Genomic DNA, 20295 nt, shown 5'->3' with positions numbered 1-20295 from the left:
GTCTGCTCCGGATGCGCGGATGGACGGATGCACGCTTGTTGCCTGGGCGGCGCCGCCAACGTCCAACGTCGGGGGCGCCGCATGCCAGTTGTCAATGCGAGCTCTCCAGGCTCACGCGACCTCGGCCAACGCTTCTTCCGCCTCAGTTTCGGTGGGCACCTCAGTGTCCTTGTGAGGCAGCGCGCGCAGCAGAACCGGGACGGTGATCAAAGCCGTGGCGGCGCCAATCCAGATGACCACGTGCATGGCGCTGGTGAAGGAGTTGGCGGCGGCGAGAGACGAGGTGTGCACGCCGGCGTTGAGATCTTCGGTGACCGCTTCCGGGTCGGCGACCTTGCCGTTCAGAGAGGCGGAGGTGACGCTGACGAGAAGGGAGCCTCCGATAGCGGCGGCTGCGGTGTCGGCGCTCAGCCGCAAGGAGTTGAACATGCCGGAGGCCATGCCTGCACGACCGAGTTCGACGCTGGAGACGGCGGCGCCGTCGATGACGGCGAGAGTCATGCCGTAGCCGACACCGGAGACGAGGAAGGGGCCGGCCAGGACGGCAATGCTGACGCCAGGGCCAAGAACCGTGAGCCACGCCATGCCGACGCCCACCAGCAGCATCGAAAGCGACAGCTGGGCGCGCAGGGACAGGACCCGCGCCAGCGGGCCGGCCAGCAGCGGGACGACGAGGGTGGGGGCGGTGAAGAGGATCAGGATGAGGCCGATGTGGAGGGCGCTGTAGCCGTCGACGGCGCTGAAGTAGGTGGGCAGCAGGATCAGCAGCGGCAGCAGGGTGAAGGGCAGCATGCTCGCAGTCATGTTGATCGCCATGAAACGCGGATAGCGCAGCAGGGCGAGGTCGAACATGGGGGCCTTCTGGTGCTTTTCGGCGAAGTAGAAGGCGACGAACAGCAGGACCGACGCGGCCAGCGAGCCAAGGACGAGGCCGGAGAACAAGCCGAAGGCAGGTGCCTCCACCAGGGCGAAGATGAGCAGGAAGAGCGACATGGTGAAGGTGACGGTGCCGAGCTTGTCCAGCGGACGTGCATCGGGGTTGCGCGACTCATTGAGCATCGGGATGAAGGCTGCCGCGATGAGGCCGATGACCGCGGGCAGGGCGAAGACGCCGCGCCAGCCCATGGCGGAGAGCATCACGCCGGAGATGAGCGGGCCGAAGGCCAGACCGGCACCGATGGCGGTGCCGAACAGCCCGAAGGCGCGAACGCGTGCGGGACCGTCGAAGCGCGCGGCTATCACGGTGGATCCTGCGGTCAACGTGGCGCCGGCACCGATGCCGCCCACAGCCCGAGCGATGTCCAGCAGCACGATCGAGTTCGCCAGGGTGCAGACGAGAGCTGAGGCACCGAACAGCGTCACGCCGATCGCGAAGATCCGGCGGCGGCCGACGCGGTCGGCGAGGGTGCCGAGGGTCAGCATCAGCGAGGCGAACGTGAGGTTGTAGCCGCTGATGACCCACTGCAAAGCCTGGGAGCTGGGGTGGAGATCGCTGGCTATGTCCGGAAGCGCAACGCCGGCACCGGACAGCGCGACCGGAAGGATGAAGACCGAGACGCTGACCACCACGAGGGTGATCCAGCCGGGTCGCGAGGGGGAGGAGAAATCGTTTGATGGTGCTTGGGTCATATAAGGACCCTACAGCAGGTCAGTTTACGAATTTAACGCAGGGGGTTATGGTGACGAAGGTTGCGAGGATAGCCGGGTCGGGGTGCCCGTCCTCCGACGCCGACCAGGGAAAGCAGGCTGTCTCATGGGTTCGCCGACGGCCTTTGCCGGACCGGCAGCCCTGTCTGGCAGCGTGGCCACAAGGCTTCCGGTGGGCGCGGCCCGCTGCGATGAGCGGATAGCGAATGCTTCTGACGCCGTCAGGGTGAGTGTCTGGGGCCGACGTCACCTCGGGCCCAGAGTCCCGGGTGCTGAGGGTCGCTGACGCAGGCAGACCAGGGCGCCAGGGCGTGGGCGGCTTCTCGCGCCGCGTGGCTGGGTGGTCGATCGCCGAGCATATGCGCACCGAGTTGGTCACAGGCGCACTGAAGGCCGCCGCGGCAACCCGCGGCAGCCTCACCGGCGCCGTCTTCCGCACCGACCACGGCGCGCAGTACCCCAGCGGTGAATTCACCGCCCTGTGTTACGAGTTGGGTGTGACCCAGCCAAGGGGGCAGTCGGCACGAGCCCGGGAGACGCTGCCGCCGAGTCGTTCAACGCCGCCCTGAAAGACTCTGTTGGCCGTTTCCGTCAGGCTGCAAGCGTGAGGCTGACTTTGGTGAAGTGGCTGGTGTGAGTGGCGCCGAGTGGTGTGCCGGTTCACCAGGTGTCGAAGTGAACGAGGTTGAGTGCAGTCGCGGTGAGGACGTGTCCCAAGTGTGTCCTGGCCAGTCCGATGTAGGGGGTGGTGCGGAGCCTGGATCTGCGTACGGCCTGGGAGATGGTGCCTTCCACCCTGGTCCGGATGGCATACCGGGCCTCGAACTCATCGGTCTGCTCATCCCGCCGGCGTGCGTCCTGAGCCTCTTGGAAAGGCCGCGCCAGGATCTGGAGGCCGCGGCCGTAACGAGGGTTGGTCGTGCGGGTGCATACCTCGCGCAGGGGGCACACATCGCAGTCCTCACGCCGGAAGAAGACCTGAGCGATGGGGACACCACGGATGTTGCGCCGCCACGCGGACCACACCGCGCTGGTATGTCCTTGCGGGCAGGTCACCCGGTGAGAGTCCCAGTCCATGCTGAATGCCTCCTGGGCCACTTCGAGTGTCCGGCGCTTCTGCAAGGAGGTGTCCGTGTGGAAGGGGCCAAGGAGATTCACGTGGCATTCGTCCCGGGCCTGGACCAGCAAAGATGCCGCGGTGTGCCGTAGTCCACCAGGTGCTCGGCAGGGAGCAACTCACGTCCGTGCAGGGCTTGGTGGACCTGGTCGGTCATCTCAGTATCCTGCAATGTCGCGTCGGTCGTGGCGACGTTGGTGATCACATGCGGAGTGTCGGGCTCGCAGATCTCGGAGACATGGACCTTATCGCCGACCCAGCCGGCGCCGCGTTTGACGCTGTAGCGGGCCTGCACATCATGGGGATTCACCACACCATCCGCAGGACCTGCACCGCCGGAGTCTCCCTCAATCACCCGGGTGTGGTCGGAGCGTGCACTGCCTCCAGCAGCGCGAACCCGTCCTCACCGACCGTCCGTGTCCACTCCTCGCGGGCACTGTCACCCTTGGGTATCCGGTAGGAGTCGCAGCGGGCCGCGTCACGCTTCGCCCAGGTCGGATGCTGACGCGCGATCTCCGCGAGCCAGTCCGGAACGGCGGCAGCCACCGCCTCCAGGGCGGTCCGTATCGTCTCCCCGACGAACTCCGTCCGGTTCACAGCGCGCACAGCCGCCAGGACGTGGGTAGCGTTGGTGCGCTGTCGCCCGCCAGTCCGCAGCAGCCCCAGCCCGGAAAGCCGCTCCAACACGGTGTCCAGTACCCGTTCCTCCAGGCCATGGGTAATGAGCCGGTCACGGAACTCACTGAGCACCGAGAAGTCGAAGCCCGGATCGTCCAGCTAGACAGTATTTGAAGTCGATCCGTGCGCGTACCGCGTCCGCGGCTTGTCTGTCGGTGAGCCCCTCGGCGAACTGGAGCACCGAGACCATCGCCAACTGCCCCGGCGAGAGCGCCGGACCACCCCTCCGCGGGAACGCGGAGGCGAACTGCTCGTCGCAAATCAGCGAACCGAGCTCGTCACGTACCTGCATGGCCAGACAGCCCTTGCGGAACACAGCACGGGCCACTCGCATTGTGGCCTCGGGAACCGGCGGAACAGGAATCGGACGCAGCGACATCGCCAAGTCCTCCTGGCCTCCGCGCGAGTTGGAGCTGAGCCTCACCAGACTCGCCTACGACCCAAGATCTAGAATCGCGATTCGCCGAATCGGCCAACAGAGTCCTGAAACGGGAGACGCTGCAAGGTGCCCGCCGCTACGACGGCGCCGACTGCCGTCGCCGGGGCTGACGTCCCGCCGTCGGGACCGCTGGCGCCGGGACCCTGCGCCTCTCGACAGGCGGCCTTCCGCTGGGGTACCAGATACAACACCACACGGCGACACTCGGCGGCCGCATAAATGTCCCCTATCAACCACGAACACGCATCATCCACCATCACACTTGCCGCACAACGACACGAACAGGTGCCCATTTTCGCGGGGGAAGGCCCAAGGCCGGGTAGTTACGTCAACTGCCCGGCCTTGGGGAAGGCCCGTTCGGTGATGAGATGTGGCGGGCGAGGGCGGTCGGGGTTTTCGGCGGTCGCGGTCGGTTCACCGGGAGGCGGTGGTTGCCTCGGGCGTGGTGGCGGAGGCGGCGGACGGGGCGGGGGAGTGCCTATCGGACTGGTGGCGGTGGGTGAGATGCCGGTCAAGGAGTGTGGTTGCGAGCGCTGCCAGGCCGAAGGCCGCGCCGACCCAGCCGGTGGCCGCCAGACCGAATCCGGCGTCGATGACCAGGCCGGCGGCCCAGGGGGCGATGGCGACGCCGACGTTGAAGGCGGCGATGTTCATGGCGCCGCCCAGAGTCCTGGTCTCCCCCAGGATCGTGAACACGCGGGCATTGACGGCGGGATTGGTGAGGAAGCCGCCCGCGCCCAGCAGCAGGGTGAGCGGGATCATCGCCCACAGGCTGCCCGCCGCCAGCGCCATGGCGACGGCTACCGCGGTCACCGTGCCCATGCCGGTCAGCAGTAGCCCGAACGGCGCCCGGTCGGCCAGGCGCCCGCCCACGGTCAGCCCGATCAGCGCACCTACCCCGTACACGCACAGCACGATCGGGACCTGACCGGTGGTGATGCCGGTGACCTCTTCGAGGAGGGCCCCAAGGTAGGCGAAGATCGCGAAGACGGCGGCGACGGTCAACCCGGTGGTGGCGTAAGCGACCCACAGTCGCGGCACGGCCAGCGACCGCAGTTCGGTGTTCAGCCGGGGCCGGGGTGCCGCGGTGTCGTGCCCGCCGGGCAGGGCGATCAGCAGAGTGACGGTGGAGAGCGCGGTCATCACGGCCACGGCCCAGAACGCGGCCTGCCATCCCGTGTGCTGGGCCAGCAGCGTGCCGGCCGGTACGCCGAGGATCATGGCAACGCTCAGCCCGGACACGACCACCGACATCGCCCGCCCGCGTCGGCCGGCGTCCACCGAGGAGACCGCCACAACCGAGGCGAGTGCCCAGAAACCGGCGTAGGCCATGGCGGTCACCACACGGGTGATCAGCAGGAAGCCGAAGTGCGGGATGAGCGCGGCGGCCACGTGCCCGGCGATGAAGATCACCTGGAAGCCGATCAGCGCGGCACGGTGGGGCAGCCTGAGCGTGGCCAGGGTCAGCAGGGGCGCCCCCAGGACGATACCGACGGCGAAGGCGGAGACCAGCAGGCCCGCCTGGGACAGCGAGACGTTCAGATCGTCGGCGAGGGAGGGCAGCAGCCCAGAGAGCATGAACTCAGACGTGCCTTGGGCGAAGGCGCCGAAGGCGATGACGTAAATGACGAAAGGCATGGTGACGTGCAGCTCCGTTGGGTATTGCCCGGCGGACCGGGCAGCGGCGCCGGTGAGGCGGGGACTCGGGCGGACAGGTACGGAAACACCAGACGCCGCTGTCTGGCCCTTCCCCCGGCCTGTCCCCAGCTTCGCGTCGCAGGAAGACCAGACAGCCCGCAAAACGGGCACGGCTGAACCTGGGTCCAGCTGGGCCACCCTGGGCCAGGCGACCGGCCCGTCTCAGGCGAATACTGGGGAAATGGAGCACAACCCTGAACTGGGAGCCTTCCTGCGCTCCCGCCGGGCCCACCTGACCCCGACTGAGGCAGGCGTGACCTCGGGCGGCGGCGTCCGCCGAGTCCCGGGCCTGCGCCGCGAGGAGGTCGCACACCTCGCCGGCGTGAGCACGGACTACTACACCCGCCTCGAACAGGGCAGACACCCGAATGTGTCCGACGCCGTCCTGGACGCAGTCGCCCGTGCCCTGCGCCTGGACGACGACGAACGCGGCCACCTCTTCAACCTGGCTCGCCCCCGCAGCGCCCTCACGCGGCGCCGAAGGCCGCCGCGTGTGCAGCGGGCACGGCCCGAGGTCCACCAGATGCTGGACATCCTCAACGGTGTCGCACCGGCCTTCGTCGCCAACCACCGCCAGGACGTCCTGGCTGCCAACCAGCTGGCCCGCGCCCTGATCACCGACTTCGACGCCCTGCCGCACCGGCAGCGCAACTTCGCCCGCTATTTTCTCCTGGATCCCGCAGCCCGCGAGCTGTATACGAACTGGTGCGAGGTCGCGGAGGTCGTCGTGGCCAACATGCGCTTGGAAGCCGGCCGACACCCCGATGACGCCCTGCTGAATGAACTGATCGGCGAGGCATGCGTCAAGGTGCCGGAGTTCAGTTCCTGGTGGGCCAACCACCGAGTGGCACAGTGCGCCCACAGTACGCAGCGCTTCCACCACCCGGTGGTCGGCGAGCTCACCCTGCACCACGAGACGCTGACCTTCCCGGCCGACCCTGACCAGACCGTGCGCGTGTACACCGCCGAGCCCGGTACCGCCTCCGCACAGGCCCTCGCCCTCCTCGCCAGCTGGAGCGCGCCCCAGACCACGTCCGGCCACACTCCTTCCGGGGCCTCCTATCCAGGCACGACACACCAGGAGTGACCGGCGGCGCTCGGGCGGTGGTCGGTGGTCAACGTGTCCTCCATCGGCGGGCTCGCCGGGATCCTGGACGTGGGCGTCTACTGCGCCTCCAAGGCCGCAGTCATCTCCACAGGGCAGGGTGACCACCCAATCGTCGCACCTGTGGTTTTGTACGTGGGAGCAGGCAACGTTCGTCATCGAGTTCGGGCAGCAGTTGGCTAAAAGACGAGTTCGGGCAGCAGTCGTTCAGGGTGTCGCGGCTCTGCACACGCGCCACGGCTGGACCTGCCAGGTTCCGGCCCTCCGGACCGTCGAGCGCAACAAGGCGGCGGTGTCCGGCTGGGTGAGGGAGACCTGGTCGCACGTGGAATGACCACGACGGCGCTCGACGCCTGGCTCGTGTTCGAGGACGAGGCCGGGTTCTCGACGGGTTCAGCCAAGATTTTCGTGAAGCGGTAACGGAGCGTCATGCGCCGCCGATGTGCTTGGCCTGTGCTGCGCTGCGCCGACGACGCGCCAGTCGGGGCAGCAGGACGCTGCGATCGTGTGAAGCGATGTTGCAGCAGCTCTTTCCGTACCTGGCCGCGATGCTGGTGGAGCAGGTGCGGGTGGAGGACGGAAAGGTACTGGTTGTTGCCCGGACCCGGGATGGCACGGTTGTGCCCTGCCCCGACTGCGGTACTCCGGCTCGGCGGGTGCACAGCCGCTGCCGGCGGCGCGAGGCCGATGCCGGCCTCGGCAGGCGCCCGGTGGTCATCGACCTGTGTGCCCGGCGCTTGTTCTGCGACACCGCACGCTGCGCCCGCCGGACCTTCGCCGAGCAGGTAGCAGAGCTGACCGTCACGTACGGCCGCCTCCCCGCCGTCCGGGGAAGTGGCAATCCTGCCAGCGCCCTGCGCAACCGAGACACATCAAGATGCCCGTGGTTCAATCCGCCGTACAACGCCCCATGTCCACGTCGATGCTCAGGCGCCGGGCACAGCTCGACCAAGGTCTTCACCGGGCCGTCCGCACACAGCAAGGCGTCACTCAGCTCGAACAAGGCATCGGACCGCTGGGTCAGGCAGGCATAGAACTCCGACCGGAAGCGTGACAGTTCGGCAAATGCATCTGGCGGGACATCCCGCTGCAGCAGACTCATTGCTACGGCCTTCGTACTGGTCAAGTGCCGTCTGCGACGGAGCACAGGATCAGACGAAGGCCGCTCTCACGTCAGGCACTCAGCCGAAAACGACATCAAGTTCGAGGCTGTGTTCGACCATGGACGATAAACGTCAAGCTAAGAGCTCGTAACGCGATCTTGTTGAGGTGTCCCGGTCGGGCGGGACCGATGCGATGATCCGGCCGTTCGTGTCGTGTGACGACTCGGCCGTGGGTTGTGGACGACGACTTGTGGGCATGGATCGAACCGCTGCTTCCGCCCTGGCCCTATCGGTCACCGGGGCGGAAGCCGGTGGACGACCGGCTGTGGCTGCAGTGCATCCTCCAGGTCCTGCACCAGGACATCTCCTGGCAACCCCTGCCTCTGGAGCTGGGGTTCGGCTCTGGACAGACGTGCTGGCGGCGCCTGGATCGCCGGCAGAAGGCCGGGGTCTTCGGGCAACTGCACTGCCTGCTGCTCGCCGAGATGCATGCGGTCGGCGAACTCGACTGGAGTCGCGCGAGCGTGGACGGCTCCCACGTCCGCGCCAAAAGGGGGGTGCCGCGACCGGTCCGTCGCCGGTCGACCGGCGGAAAACGGGCAGCAAAAACCATCTGATCCGCGACGGCAGGGGAACCCCGCTGCACGTCATCACGACCGCCGCCAACGTCAACGACGTCACCCGGTCCCTCCACCTGGTGGACGGCATCCAGCCCGTCGCCGGGCGGCCCGGCCGGCCAAGGCGTCGGCCCGAGTCCGTCCTGGGTGACAAGGCGTACGACTCGAAGGCCGTGCGGAGTGAGCTGCGGCGCCGCCGGATCATGCCGGTGATCTCTCGCAAGGGCGCTCAGCACATCCAGGGCCTGGGCGAGCTCCGCTACGTCGTCGAGCAGACCTTCGCCCTGCTCCACCAGTTCAAACGCCTCGCCGTGCGTTGGGAACGACGCATCGAACTCCACGATGCCTCCTTGTCGTTGGCCTGCATCCTGATCGGCTGGCGGCGTCCGAAGGGAGCCACCTCCTGATCGTCAGGACTTGGGCGAGCGCGAGCCGTACGCAGGTCCGAACACCACGAGTAGCACCAGGTCTTCGGCCACCTCTGTGAATCGGTGCTCTTCACCGGCCGGCACGAAGATCACCGTCCCTGGACTCACCTCGTCCGTCCGGCCTGGTGTTTCGATCTTGGCGCGTCCGGCTGTGACGACATAGATCTCATCCTCGGTGTGCGGGCTCTGGGCATCTCGCCCGCCGACCGGGATGCAGTACGTCCCCACCGACAGATCCGATGTCCGTAGCTGTTCGACCCAGTCATTGCCCGCTTCGCCGGGGTGCGTCCAGACGCCTGCACCCTTGATGATCTCCATGACGGGACTCTATTGCTGGGCCCGGGGAGTGCAACACCCTTGAACCTCTACCCCAAAGGCCCTACCCGCAGTACACATCACAGGCCGGCGAAGCCCCAGCACGGGCACTGTCCGTCGAGGCCGTGGCCCCTGAACTGGGGCTGCTCGGTGACCCTGCCGGCAGGGTCGGACCAACGTTGCGGGATTGCTGGGCCGGGAATCACGGCGGCAAATAATTTCACTCCGATGTCAAAAGATCGACACACGTGCTTGACGTGGGTACAACGACCGGCGCATGATCCAGGTCAAACGAGACGCGGAGGTCTTGGTCGACATAGCGGCTGCGACTCTCCCAAGAAGGACAGGGAGGACAGCGAGATGGCCGAGGCAAGGCTCGCGCCTGAAGAGATGTGGAGCGGAAAGATCTTCAGCCACGGCTGGCAGCAGCCGGGGCAGGGGACGGTGACCGTAACCGAGAAAGCGACGGGCGAAAGTCTCGGCGAGGTCGGCGTTGCCTCAGCCTTCGACGTCGCGTCCGCGGCAGCCGCCGCACGTCAGGCGCAAGCGGCATGGGCGGACCTGCCAGGCCCGGCGCGCGGTGACATAATTCGCAACTTCTCTCGTCTCGTGCTGGAGCACGCGGACGAGATCGCCGAGCAGATCGTCCGCGAGACGGGCTCCATAGGTCCCAAGGGCCAATGGGAAGTTCACATGACAGCCCGCGAGGCTCTGGAGGCCGCCCATCTGGGCAGTGCGCCCGTCGGCGTCATGGCCGCGAGTGCGGAGCCCGGCCGCCGGAGCTACGCGCGGCGCGTCCCGATCGGTGTGGTGGGCATCATCACCCCCTGGAACTCACCGTTCCTGCTGGGCACTCGTGCAATCGCCCCGGCGCTGGCGGCCGGTAACGCCGTGCTTCTCAAGCCGGACCCGCAGACGCCGATCTGCGGTGGCGTGATGTTCGCCCGACTCCTGGAAGAGGCCGGACTTCCCGCTGGTCTCTTTCATGTCCTGCCGGGAGGCATTCCCACCGGCGAGGCCGTTGTCAATGAGCCGGGCGTGGACATGGTGAGCTTCACCGGTTCGACCCGCGCCGGCCGTCTCATCGGGGCCGCGGCCGGCGGCATGCTCAAGCGCGTATCCCTCGAACTGGGCGGCAACAACCCCTACATCGTGCTACCCGGCGTGGACATCGACGCCGCCGCCAGCGCGGGTGCCTGGGGCTCCTTCTTTCACCAGGGGCAGATATGCCTCACCACCGGTCGTCACCTGGTGCACGAGAGCATCGTCGAGGAGTACACCGAAGCCCTGGTCCAGCACGCGTCCCAGCTCGTCGTGGGCGATCCGTACCGGAACGAGGTCCATCTCGGGCCGATCGTGAACGCGCGGCAGGCGCAGAACGTGGACCGCGTCGTGGCCGAGACCGTACAGCAAGGCGCGACGATCCAGGTGGGCGGCCAGCGGGACGGACTGTATTACAACCCCACCGTACTGACCGGCGTGACACCCGGTATGCCGGCCTTCGATGAGGAGATCTTCGGCCCCATCGCTCCGATCACCACCTTCGGCACGGACGAGGATGCGATCGCGCTGGCCAACCGGACGAGTTACGGTCTCGCCGCCGCGGTCGTCGGACCTGACCTGGCCCGCGCCCAGCGCATCGCCGATCGGCTCCACACTGGCATCGTCCACATCAATGACCAGCCGGTCCTGCACGAGGTCTACGGGCCCATCGGCGGCGTCGGAGTGTCCGGCAACGGTTACAACCACAGCACCCTGACCAACGCCGACCAGTTCAGCGAATGGCAATGGGTCACCGTCCGCGACGACATCGCCTCCTACCCCTTCTGATGTGCCATCGGGCACTCCGGTACAACGGGGTCGCCCCCTGCGCCTTCCTGAGGCATGTACCGCCACAGCGGTGCGCCAGGATCAACGCCCCGTAGCCTGCACGCCGGCTGGGCGCGAAACCGGGGCCAGATCCGGTAGTTGCCCGCACGGAACGGCTGACCGAGGCCACCTGCCTCGTCTGTCCGAAGCCGCCGCCACACAAGGCCGAACGAACCAGCTGACAGGGCCACAGCCACACAGTCGCAAGGACAGCCGTCCCCGGATGCTTACCGGCACCCGCGGGAGAATCCTCCTACACGCGAACGTGAGAATCCCATGACCTACCAGCTTTTCGGCCCCGAAATCGTTCGGGCATCCTCCATCCAGTTCCAGGCCACAGCCGATGTCGTCGTCGTCGGAACAGGCGCCGGTGGCTTCGCTGCCGCGGTGACCGCTGCGAAGCACGGCGCCTCGGTCATCCAACTCGAGAAGGGCGAGGACATTGGCGGCACGACGAAAAAGGCAGCGGCCGCGTACTGGGTGCCCAACAACCACTTGATGCGGGAGAAGGGATACACGGATCCGAGGGAAGACGCGCTGAAGCACATGGCGCGCCTGACCCGGCCGCAGCACTACGACCCTGAAAACCCCCACCTGGGCCTGACCGAGTGGGAATACACGATGACCACCGCGTTCTACGACCACGCAGGCATCGCGGTCGAGACACTTTCCGAGTGGGGCGCACTCGAGCCGGTGCCGTGGTTCGTGCAGCCCGATTACTACGCTCAGATGGAGGAGAACAAGGCGCCCTACGGCCGCATCATCTACCCGCACCTGTTCGGTGGGGCGCCCGGTGAGGTCGGTGACGGCACCGACATGATCAGGGTTTTCGCCCGGGCCGCGGAATCGGAAGGTGTGGAACTGCGTCTGGGGCACGCGGTCGTCAAGGCAGTGGTGGACGAGACCGACTCGGTCGTCGGAGTGATCGCCCGTACAGACGACGGCGAGGTAGCGATCGGAGCGCGCAAGGCGGTCATCTTCGCCTCGGGCGGTTTCACCCACAACCGCGACCTCCGCACCGCATCGCTCCCGGGCCCCATCTTCAGCGGCTGCGCGGCTAGCACCAATACAGGTGATCTTCTCCCTGTTGCTCAGGCGCTGGGAGCGGACCTCGTGAACATGAATGGTGCTTGGCTGGCACCCATGGTGCTGGACCGGGCCATAGCCAACCGGCCCGATCAGGTCTGTTCCTTCAGCATTCCCGGGGACAGCATGGTGTGGGTCAACAAGTACGGCCGTCGCGTGGTCAACGAGAAGGCTCCGTACCAGGACGTCGTGCCGACCTTCTGGGCCTGGGAATCGCAGAAGGCCGAGTATCCGAACCTCATTCTCGTCATGATCTGGGATGCGGAATCGAAGAAGTACCACTCGGGTGACAAGTACGGGAATCCGATGATCCCCGACGGTGGCGACCAGTCCCACATCGTCTCGGGCGAGACCCTTCAGGACCTGGCAAACGCTGTCCGGGAAAGGCTGGACAGTTTTTCCGCCACTACCGGCGGCTGGAATCTCGACGAGTCCTTCGTGGACAACCTGACCGAGACCATCGAACGCTACAACGTATGGGCCGAGACGGGCGTCGACGAGGATTTCCACCGCGGTGAAGCCCCGATCGAGCTCTACTTCAACATGGGCGGACGTCCGGGCAACAACAAGAACGAGACCATGTGGCCCATCTCCGGCTCAGGTCCCTACTACGCGACGCTGCTCGCGCCGGCCACGCTCGACACCAAGGGAGGGCCCCGTACCAACGTGGACGGCCAGGTCCTGACGCGCTCCGGCGAACCGATCCCCGGCCTGTATGCGGTGGGCAACTGCGCGGGAGCGTACTCCGGCGGCAGTTACTGGGCAGGCGGAGCCACCCTCGGCCCGATCATCACCATGGCCTACCTCGCAGGCCTGCACGCTGCCGCGGAGCCTGCGCGCGGCACGGGACCGGCGCGAGCCGTGGACAGTTTGCCGACAGCGGGCTGAGCCGCGCTCGGCCCGCCTGGGGCGCGGCGATGGTGGTACGGCGCCGTCGACGGCGCCGACGGTGTCGCGGGCATCCCGTGGACCGGCACTCGCCCCCATCCATCTTTTCAAGGAAGCGGATCCATTCGGCCAAGAGAAGGGCTCACATGTCTGGAACACGCAAAGTCGCCGTCGTCACCGGCGCCGCACAGGGATTCGGTCGCGCAATCAGCCTCGGTCTCGCCCAATCCGGCGTCGATGTCGTCGCGGTGGATCTGGCAGAGGCGAAGGAGACGACAGCCGCGGTGGAGAGGTTCGGCGTCCGTGGCGCAAGCCTGGTCGCCGATGTCTCGGATCCCGCGTCCACCGACGCCCTCGCCCAGTTGCTGCGTGACCAGTTCGGCCGCTGCGACATCCTCGTCAACAATGCGGGCATCTATCCGAACAGGCCCATCGACGATGTGGATTTCGAGCTGTGGCGCCGCGTCCACGCGATCAACTTGGACTCCCAGTTTCTGATGGTCAAGGCCGTACTTCCCTTGATGAAACAGGGACGCTGGGGCAGGATCGTCAATATCACGTCCAACTCGCTGGGACTGGTGGTCCCAGGACTTGCGCACTACATGGCGAGCAAGGCCGGTGTCATCGGCTTCACCCGAGGGCTGGCGAACGACGTTGCCGAGTACGGCATCACGGTCAACGCCGTCGGCCCGACCGCGTCCAAGACGCCTGGGGGCCTGACCAACATTGAGCAGGACGTGATCGAGAAACTCGCTCAGTCCCAAGCCATCAAGCGCGCCGGCACCGCAGAAGACATCGTGGGCACGGTGATCTTCCTGGCAAGCGAGAGCAGTGCCTGGGTCACCGGTCAGACGATCATGGCCGACGGCGGACTCGTCCGTCTGTGACCTCCCCTCCACCCCTCTTCATCTTGAAGCCGTCAGCCCGTTCGAGCGGCCACCGATCACGAAGTCGGCCCCGCTCGCGCCCCGCGTCCCGACGCGGCTCTGCCCGGCAACAAGGTCACCCCCTGTGCCTGGCCGGTCGGCATACGAACATGTCCAACGGCGCACCGGGCCTCACCCGGTGGGAGATGTCCTTTCCGTCTCGGCCGATCACGCCATCCGCGATTCCTGCCGTGAGCCGGACCCACCTCTCCCGCACTCTGCTCCTTCGGGCCTCCGGAGGACTGTCACTCTTCGCGGCCACCACACACAGATCACCAGAAAGGCGAAGAACCAGTCATGACCACAATTGAAGCGCGCCTCGACAAGATCGAAAGCCGGATCGAGATCGAGGAACTGGTGTCGAAGTACGCTCAGTCATTCGATCGACACGACCGGGACATGCTGCGAGGCTTGTGGTTCGAGGATTCAGTCCTCAACCTCGGGTCCAACTTCGGAGAGCCTTTCAAGGGTATCGACAACATCATGGCCGCTGCGGAGACGCTGTGGGCCAAGACACCCAAGATGCACCACTGGATGGCAAACTCCATCGTCGTCATCGATGGTGAAACGGCCAGGGCGGAGACAGCGTTGGACTGCTTCGTCATCGACTCGGAAGACGGCCCGACGCAGGTCGGCGGGCTGTACACCGACCACTTTGAGCGGCGTGAGGGCGTCTGGAAGATCAAGCTCCGCGAGTTCGACCTGCACTACTGGGCCCCGGTCAGCGGCTGGTCGGCTGCGGCTGGAGCCGACGCGGAGCCGGCCAAGGCCTGACGGTTATCAGCGCCGGCGTCATACTCCGACGCGGAGGGACGGGCGGTTCCACTGGCTCAGCCACGTGGAACCGCCCGGTACTTTTTCCCTTTCCGCGGTTGTCACCACGGAAGCTCCCGACATTCCACCCGTCCTCCCAACACCCCTACGACGAGAGCCATCATGCCCATCTACGCGCTCGGATCCGATGAGCCGTCCATTGCCCCCAACGCTTATGTCCACCCGGACGCCGTCGTGATCGGCAACGTCACCATTGCCGAAGAGGCCACCATCTGGCCCGGTGCCGTACTACGAGGAGACCACGGTGGGCACATCGTGGTCGGAGCACGCACATCCATCCAGGACGGCACCGTGCTCCACACCACTTCTCGCTGGCCCACCATCATCGCGGACGAGTGCGTGGTGGGGCACAACGCACACTTGGAAGGTTGCAGCGTGGAACGCCGCTGCCTCATCGGCTCCGGTTCCGTCACGCTCAACCGGGCTGTGATCCGGGAGGGCGCCGTGGTCGGTGCGGGCGCGCTGGTACCCGAGGACTTCGAGGTCCCTTCGCACACCATGGCGCTCGGCGTCCCGGCCCGCCTGCGCAGCGCCCGGATCGACCCTGACTGGATGGACAAGGCCGTACGCGGATACGTTGCCGCAGGTGTCTACTACCGGCAGGCTCTGCGCCATATCGATGGCTGACGGTGGGACTCAGGTTCTCAGGGGGCCTGCCAGGCGTTCCGGGTGAACGCGGCTCGTGCGGCACGCTCCCTGCTCGTCGCGGGACAGCCGATCCCGCGCACACTTGCTGCGACAACCAGCGGAGAAGCGTGGGCCATGGCAGCGAGGTTTCCGGCGTGACGGGCCTCAGCGACCATGATCAGCCGGGCTCGTCGGTGGGTCCGCAGCAGCGTGATCACGCGGCAGCAGGCGCCGCGTCCCCCTGCGGATCGTTGTCGCCGATGATCAGGCCGGCGTGCGCGAAGGGCTGGTCCTCATGCTCGGCCTGCTTCCCGACATCGACGTAGTCGGCTCGGCCGCCAATGGGGAAGAGGCCCTGCAGCAGGTGTCCGAGCAGCGTCCTGACGCCATCCTGCTCGACCTGCACATGCCGGTGCTGGACGGCATCGAAACGACGCAGCGCCTGACGGCTGAGTATCCCGAGGTAGTCATCGTGCTGCTCACCACCTACGCCGACGACCAATCCATCCTGGAGACTCTGCGTGCGGGGGCGCGCGGTTATTTGACGAAGGACGCCGATAGGCTCCACATCGCCCGGACCCTGCACAGTGCGGCCGCGGGTCTTTCGGTGCTGGACGCCCGGGTTCAGGCGAAGGTTCTCGCGGCCGCCAGCGCACCACCTGCGCCGGGGCCGTGTGAACTTCCTGATGGCCTCACCCGCCGGGAGGCGGGGATTCTCTCTCTTCTGGCCCGTGGCCTCACTAATCCTGAGATTGCCTCAACGCTCTTTCTCAGTCACAACACAGTCAAGACGCACATCAGCCGCATCGTCGCCAAGACGGGCTCCCGGGATCGGGTTGCGGCGACACGGTATGCGAGCCGCCACGGGATCGCCTGACGACGCCTTCGCGGAATATCTGCCTCCGGATGTTTTTCTCCTTCTCTTGCCAGTCGCCTCCGGCGTCAATATTGTGACGTCAATGTCGAGCTAGGAGGCCTCATGGCAGGCGGCGTCACATCCGAAACGGCAAGAGCGGTCACCGGAGGTTTTTCGCGTGAGCGGGACACTCGGGCGGCCCGCGATCAGGTCGTCCATGTCTGGCGGGACTGGTCCACGCAGCACCGCCTGCTTGCTGCCATGCTGGGTGGCATCGTGGCCGTGCACATCTCCAGCCTCGTCGGCTTCTGGATGGGAGGCTTCGGCCTCACGCGCCTCGACTACAACACGGCCAACGGCATGGTGCTCCTCCCGGGCGGCAGCCCCACGCAACAGTTCGTCGTTGGTGGCCTGAGCCACTACGCAGACGGCGTTTTCTTCGCAGTCCTGTTCGCCCTCGCCCTGTCCCCGATCATGCCGCTCCAGGCCACTCGCCTGGGAAACATCGCAAAGTCGCTGATCCTTGGCACAGTGCTTGCCTTGTTGGCGATCTTTGTGACCGCACCCTTCGTTTTCGGCCCGGCGCGGGGCGTGCATGACTCCCTGGCCGGAGTGCACGCCGGGTGGAACTACATGCTCAGCGTCTTCATTTTCCACTGGCTCTACGGGCTGCACGTCGGACTCATTTACAACCCGTACGACCGCGTGGGCGAGCCCGGTGGACCTGACGCAGCCCACGCGCACCGGGGCGGTTCGGGGGCGTAAGAGCTCCCGCTATGTAGCCGGAAGCCCCTGCTCGCGGGGCTTCTTGTGTGTTGTGCACATACTCCGGCAAGGGTCTCCCGCGTACGGTGAGTGGTCTGTTCATCGCTGAGTGACGGAGGAGCCCATGGTGCTCCGCAGCCCTTTTCCCGACGCCGAGACTCCGGATGCCAGCGTCTACGAGTTCTTGTTCGACGACATTGACGAGCGGGACCTCGAGCGGACTGCGTTCACCGCCGCATCCTCCGGTTCGTCGATCAGCTACCGGGAGCTGTTGCGGCGGATCGATGAGATTGCCAGCTCACTCACCGCGCGGGGGATCGGCGCCGGCGACGTAGTCGGTGTGCTGTGCCCCAACACTCCCGCGTTCGGAGCGGAGTTCCACGGGATTCTGCGTGCCGGGGCGACGGCGACCACCATCAACGTCCTGTCCACCGCGAGTGAAATCGTCAAGCAGTTGGCGGACGCGGGAGCGAAGCTTCTGTACACCTTCGGGCCACTCGCGGAGCGGGCCGAGGAAGCTGGTGTGGAGGCCGGACTTGTCGACGAAGCGATCCTGCTGGGCGACGGGGACGGTGGCTCTGCGGCGAACCGGATCCTGGCCCAGCCGGGACGCAAGCCTCAGGTATCGGTCGAGCCGGCCACCCACCTGGAGGCGTTGCCCCTGTAGCTCCGGCACCACGGGCCGTCCGAAAGGCGTGATGCTCACCCAGCGTAATCTGATGGCCCATGTCGCCCGGCTTCGGCTGTTGAGCGAGACGGGCCCCGAGGATGTGGTGCTCGCAGTTCTGCCGTTCTTTCACATCTACGGCATGACCACGTTCCTGAATCTCGCACTGCACAGCCGCAGTCAGGTGGTCGCCGTGGCGCGCTTCGACCTCCAAGAGTTCCTGGAGTGCATCCAGAGGTAGCTTCACCCATCTCTTCGTCGTTCCGCCCATGGCGCTGGCGCTGGCCAAGCACCCTTTGGCCGAAGCCCACGACCTGTCGTCGCTGCATACGATCGTGAGTGATCGATCCCGAATCCGGTGCTGAGATACCCGTGCCGCTTGAAGGGCACAGCGCGCCGGGGGGAGGTGTGGGTGCGAGGGCCCAACGTGATGGCCGGATACTTCGGCAACCCCGAAGCCACTGCGGACATCCTGGACGCCGACGGGTTCCTGCACACCGGCGACCTCGCCCGGGTTGACCCGACCGGGTGCTTGTACATCGTTGACCGGCTCAAGGAACTGATCAAGTACAAGGGCTACCAGGTGCCGCCGGCGGAATGGGAGGCCCTGCTGCTGACACACCCCGTCATCGCCGATGCCTCCGTGATCGGGGTACCCGACGCGGAAGGTGAGGAGATCCCCAAGGCGTTTGTTGTCGTCCAGCCGGGCGAGCCGCTCAACGCCGACGAGGTGATGGAGTTCGTGACCGCCCAAGTCGCCCCCTCCAAGCGCGTCCGCCAGGTCGAGTTCATCGCCGCGATCCCGAAGTCACTCACCGGAAAGATCCTCCGCAAGGAACTCCGGGGAGTGAGTGGCCGGGCCACTCACTCGGCCGGGCACCATTGAGGCCCTGGCCCGTGGCAACAGACTGCGTAAGCGGGCGTGGGCCAGAACGGCCCACGCCACGCTCACGTCACGTTGGATACCCGGCCTCGTTGGCGGCGGGACATCCGTCGGCATGGACGTGGGCAAGCGATGCCCCGTCTCCCCGTTACGAGCAGGAAGGGCCCACTCCACGACTGGGCCCTTCTGCATGCACACAGTCATGCCGAGACCGCGTGGAGCGCGGCTCAGTCGGCATGATCCGGTTCCGGATCAGTGTCCGTCGGGCTCCAGGACGAAGAGCGGAATCTCCCTCGACGTCTTCTCCTGGTACTCGGCATACGGGGGATACGCGGCGACGGCGCGAACCCACCACTCGGCCTTCTCCGCACCGGTGATCTCACGGGCCGTCATGTCCTGCTTGACGGGACCGTCCTGGAGCTCCACTCGGGCATCAGCCTTGACGTTGAAGTACCAGACCGGATGCTTGGGCGCGCCGCCCTGCGAGGCCACCACGGCGTACCGCCCGTCGTGCTCCACACGCATCAATGGCGTCTTGCGGATCTTCCCGCTCTTCGCACCCAGGGTGGTGAGCACGATGACGGGGTACCCCGTGTCTCCCAGGGTGGTGCCCTCGGTACCGCCGGAACTCTCGTACAGATCCACCTGGTCACTCACCCACTGGGTCGCGCTGGGCTCGTACTCACCTACAAGAGGCATTCTTTGTCCCTTAGTTCATACGTCACTGCTTGCTACCTGCATTCCACACCGACGCCCTCGTGTTTCATCCCGCCCGGGTGGGCCGCCCTCATTCGGAGATCGGGTGGCCAGGGTGTCGATCCGGTTGCCGGGTCGGCCAGTGTCAGGATACTTCATATTCGACGCGCATGTTGAATGTTCGACACTTGAGCCATGCCGTGAAGTCACGGAGAGGCGCGTCATCGGACGTGACGCAAACAGGGAGTGAGGGCACAGTGAGTGACAAGAACTTCGACGTGATCGTCGTGGGGGGTGGTTCAGCGGGTGCTGTCCTCGCGAACCGACTGAGTGAGGACCCCTCGCGCAAGGTGCTCCTGCTGGAGGCCGGCCGGGCATACAGCCCTGACGACTATCCGGACGTGATCCGCAACAGTGCTCACGTCGGCGGGGCCGAAGTTCACGACTGGGGCTACACCGCGTCCACGGGGCAGAACGCGAATGTCATCGCCGCCCCCCCGCGGCAAGGTGCTCGGCGGCAGCTCCGGAGTCAACGCGGGCGTCGCCCTCCGAGCCCGATCCGCCGACTTCGCCGACTGACGAACTCACGGTCTGTCGGGATGGACGGACGCAGAGGTTCTGGAGGCCTACAAGAAGCTGGAGACGACCTCCGCCGGTGAGGACGAGCTGCGAGGACGCTTGGGACCTCTCCCCGTGCACCAACTGGGATACGAGGAACTGACCCCGTCGCTCCAGGCCTTCATCGACGCGGCAGCAGATGGGGGGTTCAGGCGGCTGAAGGATGTCAACGGCACTGAGCAGAACGGTGTGACGGCCTACCAGCTCAACGTTCTGGCCGGGGTGCGGCAGAACACGGGGATGGACTATCTGACCGACGAGGTCCGCAGCCGCCCCAATCTGACCATTTACGGCCAACGCTGCCAAACACGCTCCCAGGCAGCCGGTATCCCTTCGACTGGAGTTCGGCAACGACGTGGTGATCCTGGAGCCGAACGCCGGCTGAAGGCGCTTGAATAGCGATGGTTGATCCGCAATATGCCTTTGTGTCAAT

Annotated in this window: 22 protein-coding genes and 2 pseudogenes; 15 read left to right on the top strand and 9 right to left on the bottom strand. The window is 66.3% G+C overall.

The window, feature by feature from the left end:
* Window positions 1-111: 111 nt before the first annotated feature.
* Complete coding sequence (locus tag ACFWXC_RS44640) at window positions 112-1569, bottom strand: MFS transporter (RefSeq protein WP_384488534.1); 1458 nt, start codon at window positions 1567-1569, stop codon at window positions 112-114.
* 401 nt (window positions 1570-1970) lie between these two features.
* On the opposite strand from ACFWXC_RS44640, the pseudogene ACFWXC_RS44635 reads away from it, so the two are divergent.
* Window positions 1971-2219, top strand: a pseudogene (locus tag ACFWXC_RS44635) (DDE-type integrase/transposase/recombinase); the annotation flags it as partial.
* Between the two features lie 88 nt (window positions 2220-2307).
* Here the strand turns inward: ACFWXC_RS44635 and ACFWXC_RS44630 are convergent.
* The 5 genes from ACFWXC_RS44630 to ACFWXC_RS44610 all read right to left on the bottom strand — a co-directional run bounded on the left by ACFWXC_RS44630 (window position 2308) and on the right by ACFWXC_RS44610 (window position 5519).
* Window positions 2308-2724, bottom strand: a complete 417-nt coding sequence (locus tag ACFWXC_RS44630) for a transposase (protein ID WP_384488532.1) — start codon at window positions 2722-2724, stop codon at window positions 2308-2310.
* Between the two features lie 77 nt (window positions 2725-2801).
* A complete protein-coding gene (locus ACFWXC_RS44625; protein WP_384488530.1) occupies window positions 2802-3119 on the bottom strand; it encodes a hypothetical protein in 318 nt (105 codons plus the stop codon).
* Window positions 3116-3370 carry a hypothetical protein gene (locus tag ACFWXC_RS44620; RefSeq protein ID WP_384488528.1) on the bottom strand — a complete coding sequence of 85 codons (255 nt, stop codon included), beginning with the start codon at window positions 3368-3370 and terminating at the stop codon, window positions 3116-3118. Before ACFWXC_RS44620 ends, ACFWXC_RS44625 begins: the two co-directional genes overlap by 4 nt.
* Before the next feature lie 133 nt (window positions 3371-3503).
* Window positions 3504-3821, bottom strand: a complete 318-nt coding sequence (locus ACFWXC_RS44615; protein WP_384488526.1) for a transposase — start codon at window positions 3819-3821, stop codon at window positions 3504-3506.
* 474 nt (window positions 3822-4295) lie between these two features.
* Window positions 4296-5519, bottom strand: a complete 1224-nt coding sequence (locus ACFWXC_RS44610) for a Cmx/CmrA family chloramphenicol efflux MFS transporter (RefSeq protein ID WP_384488524.1) — start codon at window positions 5517-5519, stop codon at window positions 4296-4298.
* 241 nt (window positions 5520-5760) lie between these two features.
* Between ACFWXC_RS44610 and ACFWXC_RS44605 the strand changes: the two genes are divergently transcribed.
* Window positions 5761-6666: a helix-turn-helix transcriptional regulator gene (locus tag ACFWXC_RS44605; RefSeq protein ID WP_384488522.1), complete on the top strand. Its 906-nt coding sequence runs from the start codon at window positions 5761-5763 to the stop codon at window positions 6664-6666.
* Window positions 6667-7462: 796 nt separating this feature from the next.
* Here the strand turns inward: ACFWXC_RS44605 and ACFWXC_RS44600 are convergent.
* Window positions 7463-7786 (bottom strand): annotated as a pseudogene (locus tag ACFWXC_RS44600) (transposase); the annotation flags it as partial.
* A gap of 216 nt (window positions 7787-8002) precedes the next feature.
* Here ACFWXC_RS44600 and ACFWXC_RS44595 point away from each other — a divergent pair.
* Window positions 8003-8811, top strand: a protein-coding gene (locus ACFWXC_RS44595) for an IS5 family transposase (protein WP_384488520.1) whose coding sequence is annotated in 2 segments (ribosomal slippage) — window positions 8003-8320 and window positions 8323-8811 — 807 coding nt in all. Because the reading frame shifts where the segments join, the coding sequence is not laid out codon by codon here.
* Between the two features lie 3 nt (window positions 8812-8814).
* On the opposite strand, the gene ACFWXC_RS44590 is transcribed toward ACFWXC_RS44595, so the two are convergent.
* On the bottom strand, window positions 8815-9150 hold the full coding sequence (locus tag ACFWXC_RS44590; RefSeq protein ID WP_384488518.1) for a cupin domain-containing protein: 336 nt from the start codon (window positions 9148-9150) through the stop codon (window positions 8815-8817).
* Window positions 9151-9507: 357 nt separating this feature from the next.
* Between ACFWXC_RS44590 and ACFWXC_RS44585 the strand changes: the two genes are divergently transcribed.
* The 10 genes from ACFWXC_RS44585 (at window position 9508) to ACFWXC_RS44540 (ending at window position 18551) form a co-directional block, all read left to right on the top strand.
* Window positions 9508-10977, top strand: coding sequence for a benzaldehyde dehydrogenase (locus ACFWXC_RS44585; RefSeq protein WP_384488516.1), 1470 nt, complete (start codon window positions 9508-9510; stop codon window positions 10975-10977).
* 315 nt (window positions 10978-11292) lie between these two features.
* A complete protein-coding gene (locus tag ACFWXC_RS44580; protein ID WP_384488514.1) occupies window positions 11293-12990 on the top strand; it encodes an FAD-dependent oxidoreductase in 1698 nt (565 codons plus the stop codon).
* 146 nt (window positions 12991-13136) lie between these two features.
* Entirely contained in the window at window positions 13137-13877 is a 741-nt protein-coding gene (locus tag ACFWXC_RS44575) for an SDR family NAD(P)-dependent oxidoreductase (protein ID WP_384488512.1), read from the top strand.
* Between the two features lie 336 nt (window positions 13878-14213).
* A complete protein-coding gene (locus tag ACFWXC_RS44570; RefSeq protein ID WP_384488510.1) occupies window positions 14214-14690 on the top strand; it encodes a nuclear transport factor 2 family protein in 477 nt (158 codons plus the stop codon).
* A 162-nt stretch (window positions 14691-14852) separates the two neighbouring features.
* Window positions 14853-15377: a gamma carbonic anhydrase family protein gene (locus ACFWXC_RS44565; RefSeq protein ID WP_384488508.1), complete on the top strand. Its 525-nt coding sequence runs from the start codon at window positions 14853-14855 to the stop codon at window positions 15375-15377.
* A 295-nt stretch (window positions 15378-15672) separates the two neighbouring features.
* On the top strand, window positions 15673-16254 hold the full coding sequence (locus tag ACFWXC_RS44560; protein ID WP_384488506.1) for a response regulator: 582 nt from the start codon (window positions 15673-15675) through the stop codon (window positions 16252-16254).
* A gap of 102 nt (window positions 16255-16356) precedes the next feature.
* Window positions 16357-16998, top strand: coding sequence for a hypothetical protein (locus ACFWXC_RS44555; RefSeq protein WP_384488504.1), 642 nt, complete (start codon window positions 16357-16359; stop codon window positions 16996-16998).
* 124 nt (window positions 16999-17122) lie between these two features.
* Window positions 17123-17665 carry an AMP-binding protein gene (locus ACFWXC_RS44550; protein ID WP_384488502.1) on the top strand — a complete coding sequence of 181 codons (543 nt, stop codon included), beginning with the start codon at window positions 17123-17125 and terminating at the stop codon, window positions 17663-17665.
* 52 nt (window positions 17666-17717) lie between these two features.
* On the top strand, window positions 17718-17906 hold the full coding sequence (locus ACFWXC_RS44545) for an AMP-binding protein (protein WP_384488500.1): 189 nt from the start codon (window positions 17718-17720) through the stop codon (window positions 17904-17906).
* Between the two features lie 171 nt (window positions 17907-18077).
* A complete protein-coding gene (locus tag ACFWXC_RS44540) occupies window positions 18078-18551 on the top strand; it encodes a hypothetical protein (RefSeq protein WP_384488498.1) in 474 nt (157 codons plus the stop codon).
* Between the two features lie 249 nt (window positions 18552-18800).
* On the opposite strand, the gene ACFWXC_RS44535 is transcribed toward ACFWXC_RS44540, so the two are convergent.
* Complete coding sequence (locus ACFWXC_RS44535) at window positions 18801-19247, bottom strand: nitroreductase family deazaflavin-dependent oxidoreductase (protein ID WP_384488497.1); 447 nt, start codon at window positions 19245-19247, stop codon at window positions 18801-18803.
* A gap of 167 nt (window positions 19248-19414) precedes the next feature.
* Here ACFWXC_RS44535 and ACFWXC_RS44530 point away from each other — a divergent pair, with 167 nt between their 5' ends.
* Together ACFWXC_RS44530 and ACFWXC_RS44525 are read left to right on the top strand one after the other, a co-directional pair.
* Entirely contained in the window at window positions 19415-19903 is a 489-nt protein-coding gene (locus tag ACFWXC_RS44530) for an NAD(P)-binding protein (protein WP_384488495.1), read from the top strand.
* Complete coding sequence (locus tag ACFWXC_RS44525) at window positions 19836-20261, top strand: hypothetical protein (RefSeq protein WP_384488594.1); 426 nt, start codon at window positions 19836-19838, stop codon at window positions 20259-20261. Before ACFWXC_RS44530 ends, ACFWXC_RS44525 begins: the two co-directional genes overlap by 68 nt.
* Window positions 20262-20295 lie beyond the last annotated feature (34 nt).

It is taken from the genome of Streptomyces sp. NPDC058683 (assembly GCF_042716195.1).
Classification (GTDB): domain Bacteria; phylum Actinomycetota; class Actinomycetes; order Streptomycetales; family Streptomycetaceae; genus Streptomyces.
Note: the sequence above shows the minus strand (reverse complement) of the source record. Positions and strands in the feature narration are given on the sequence as shown.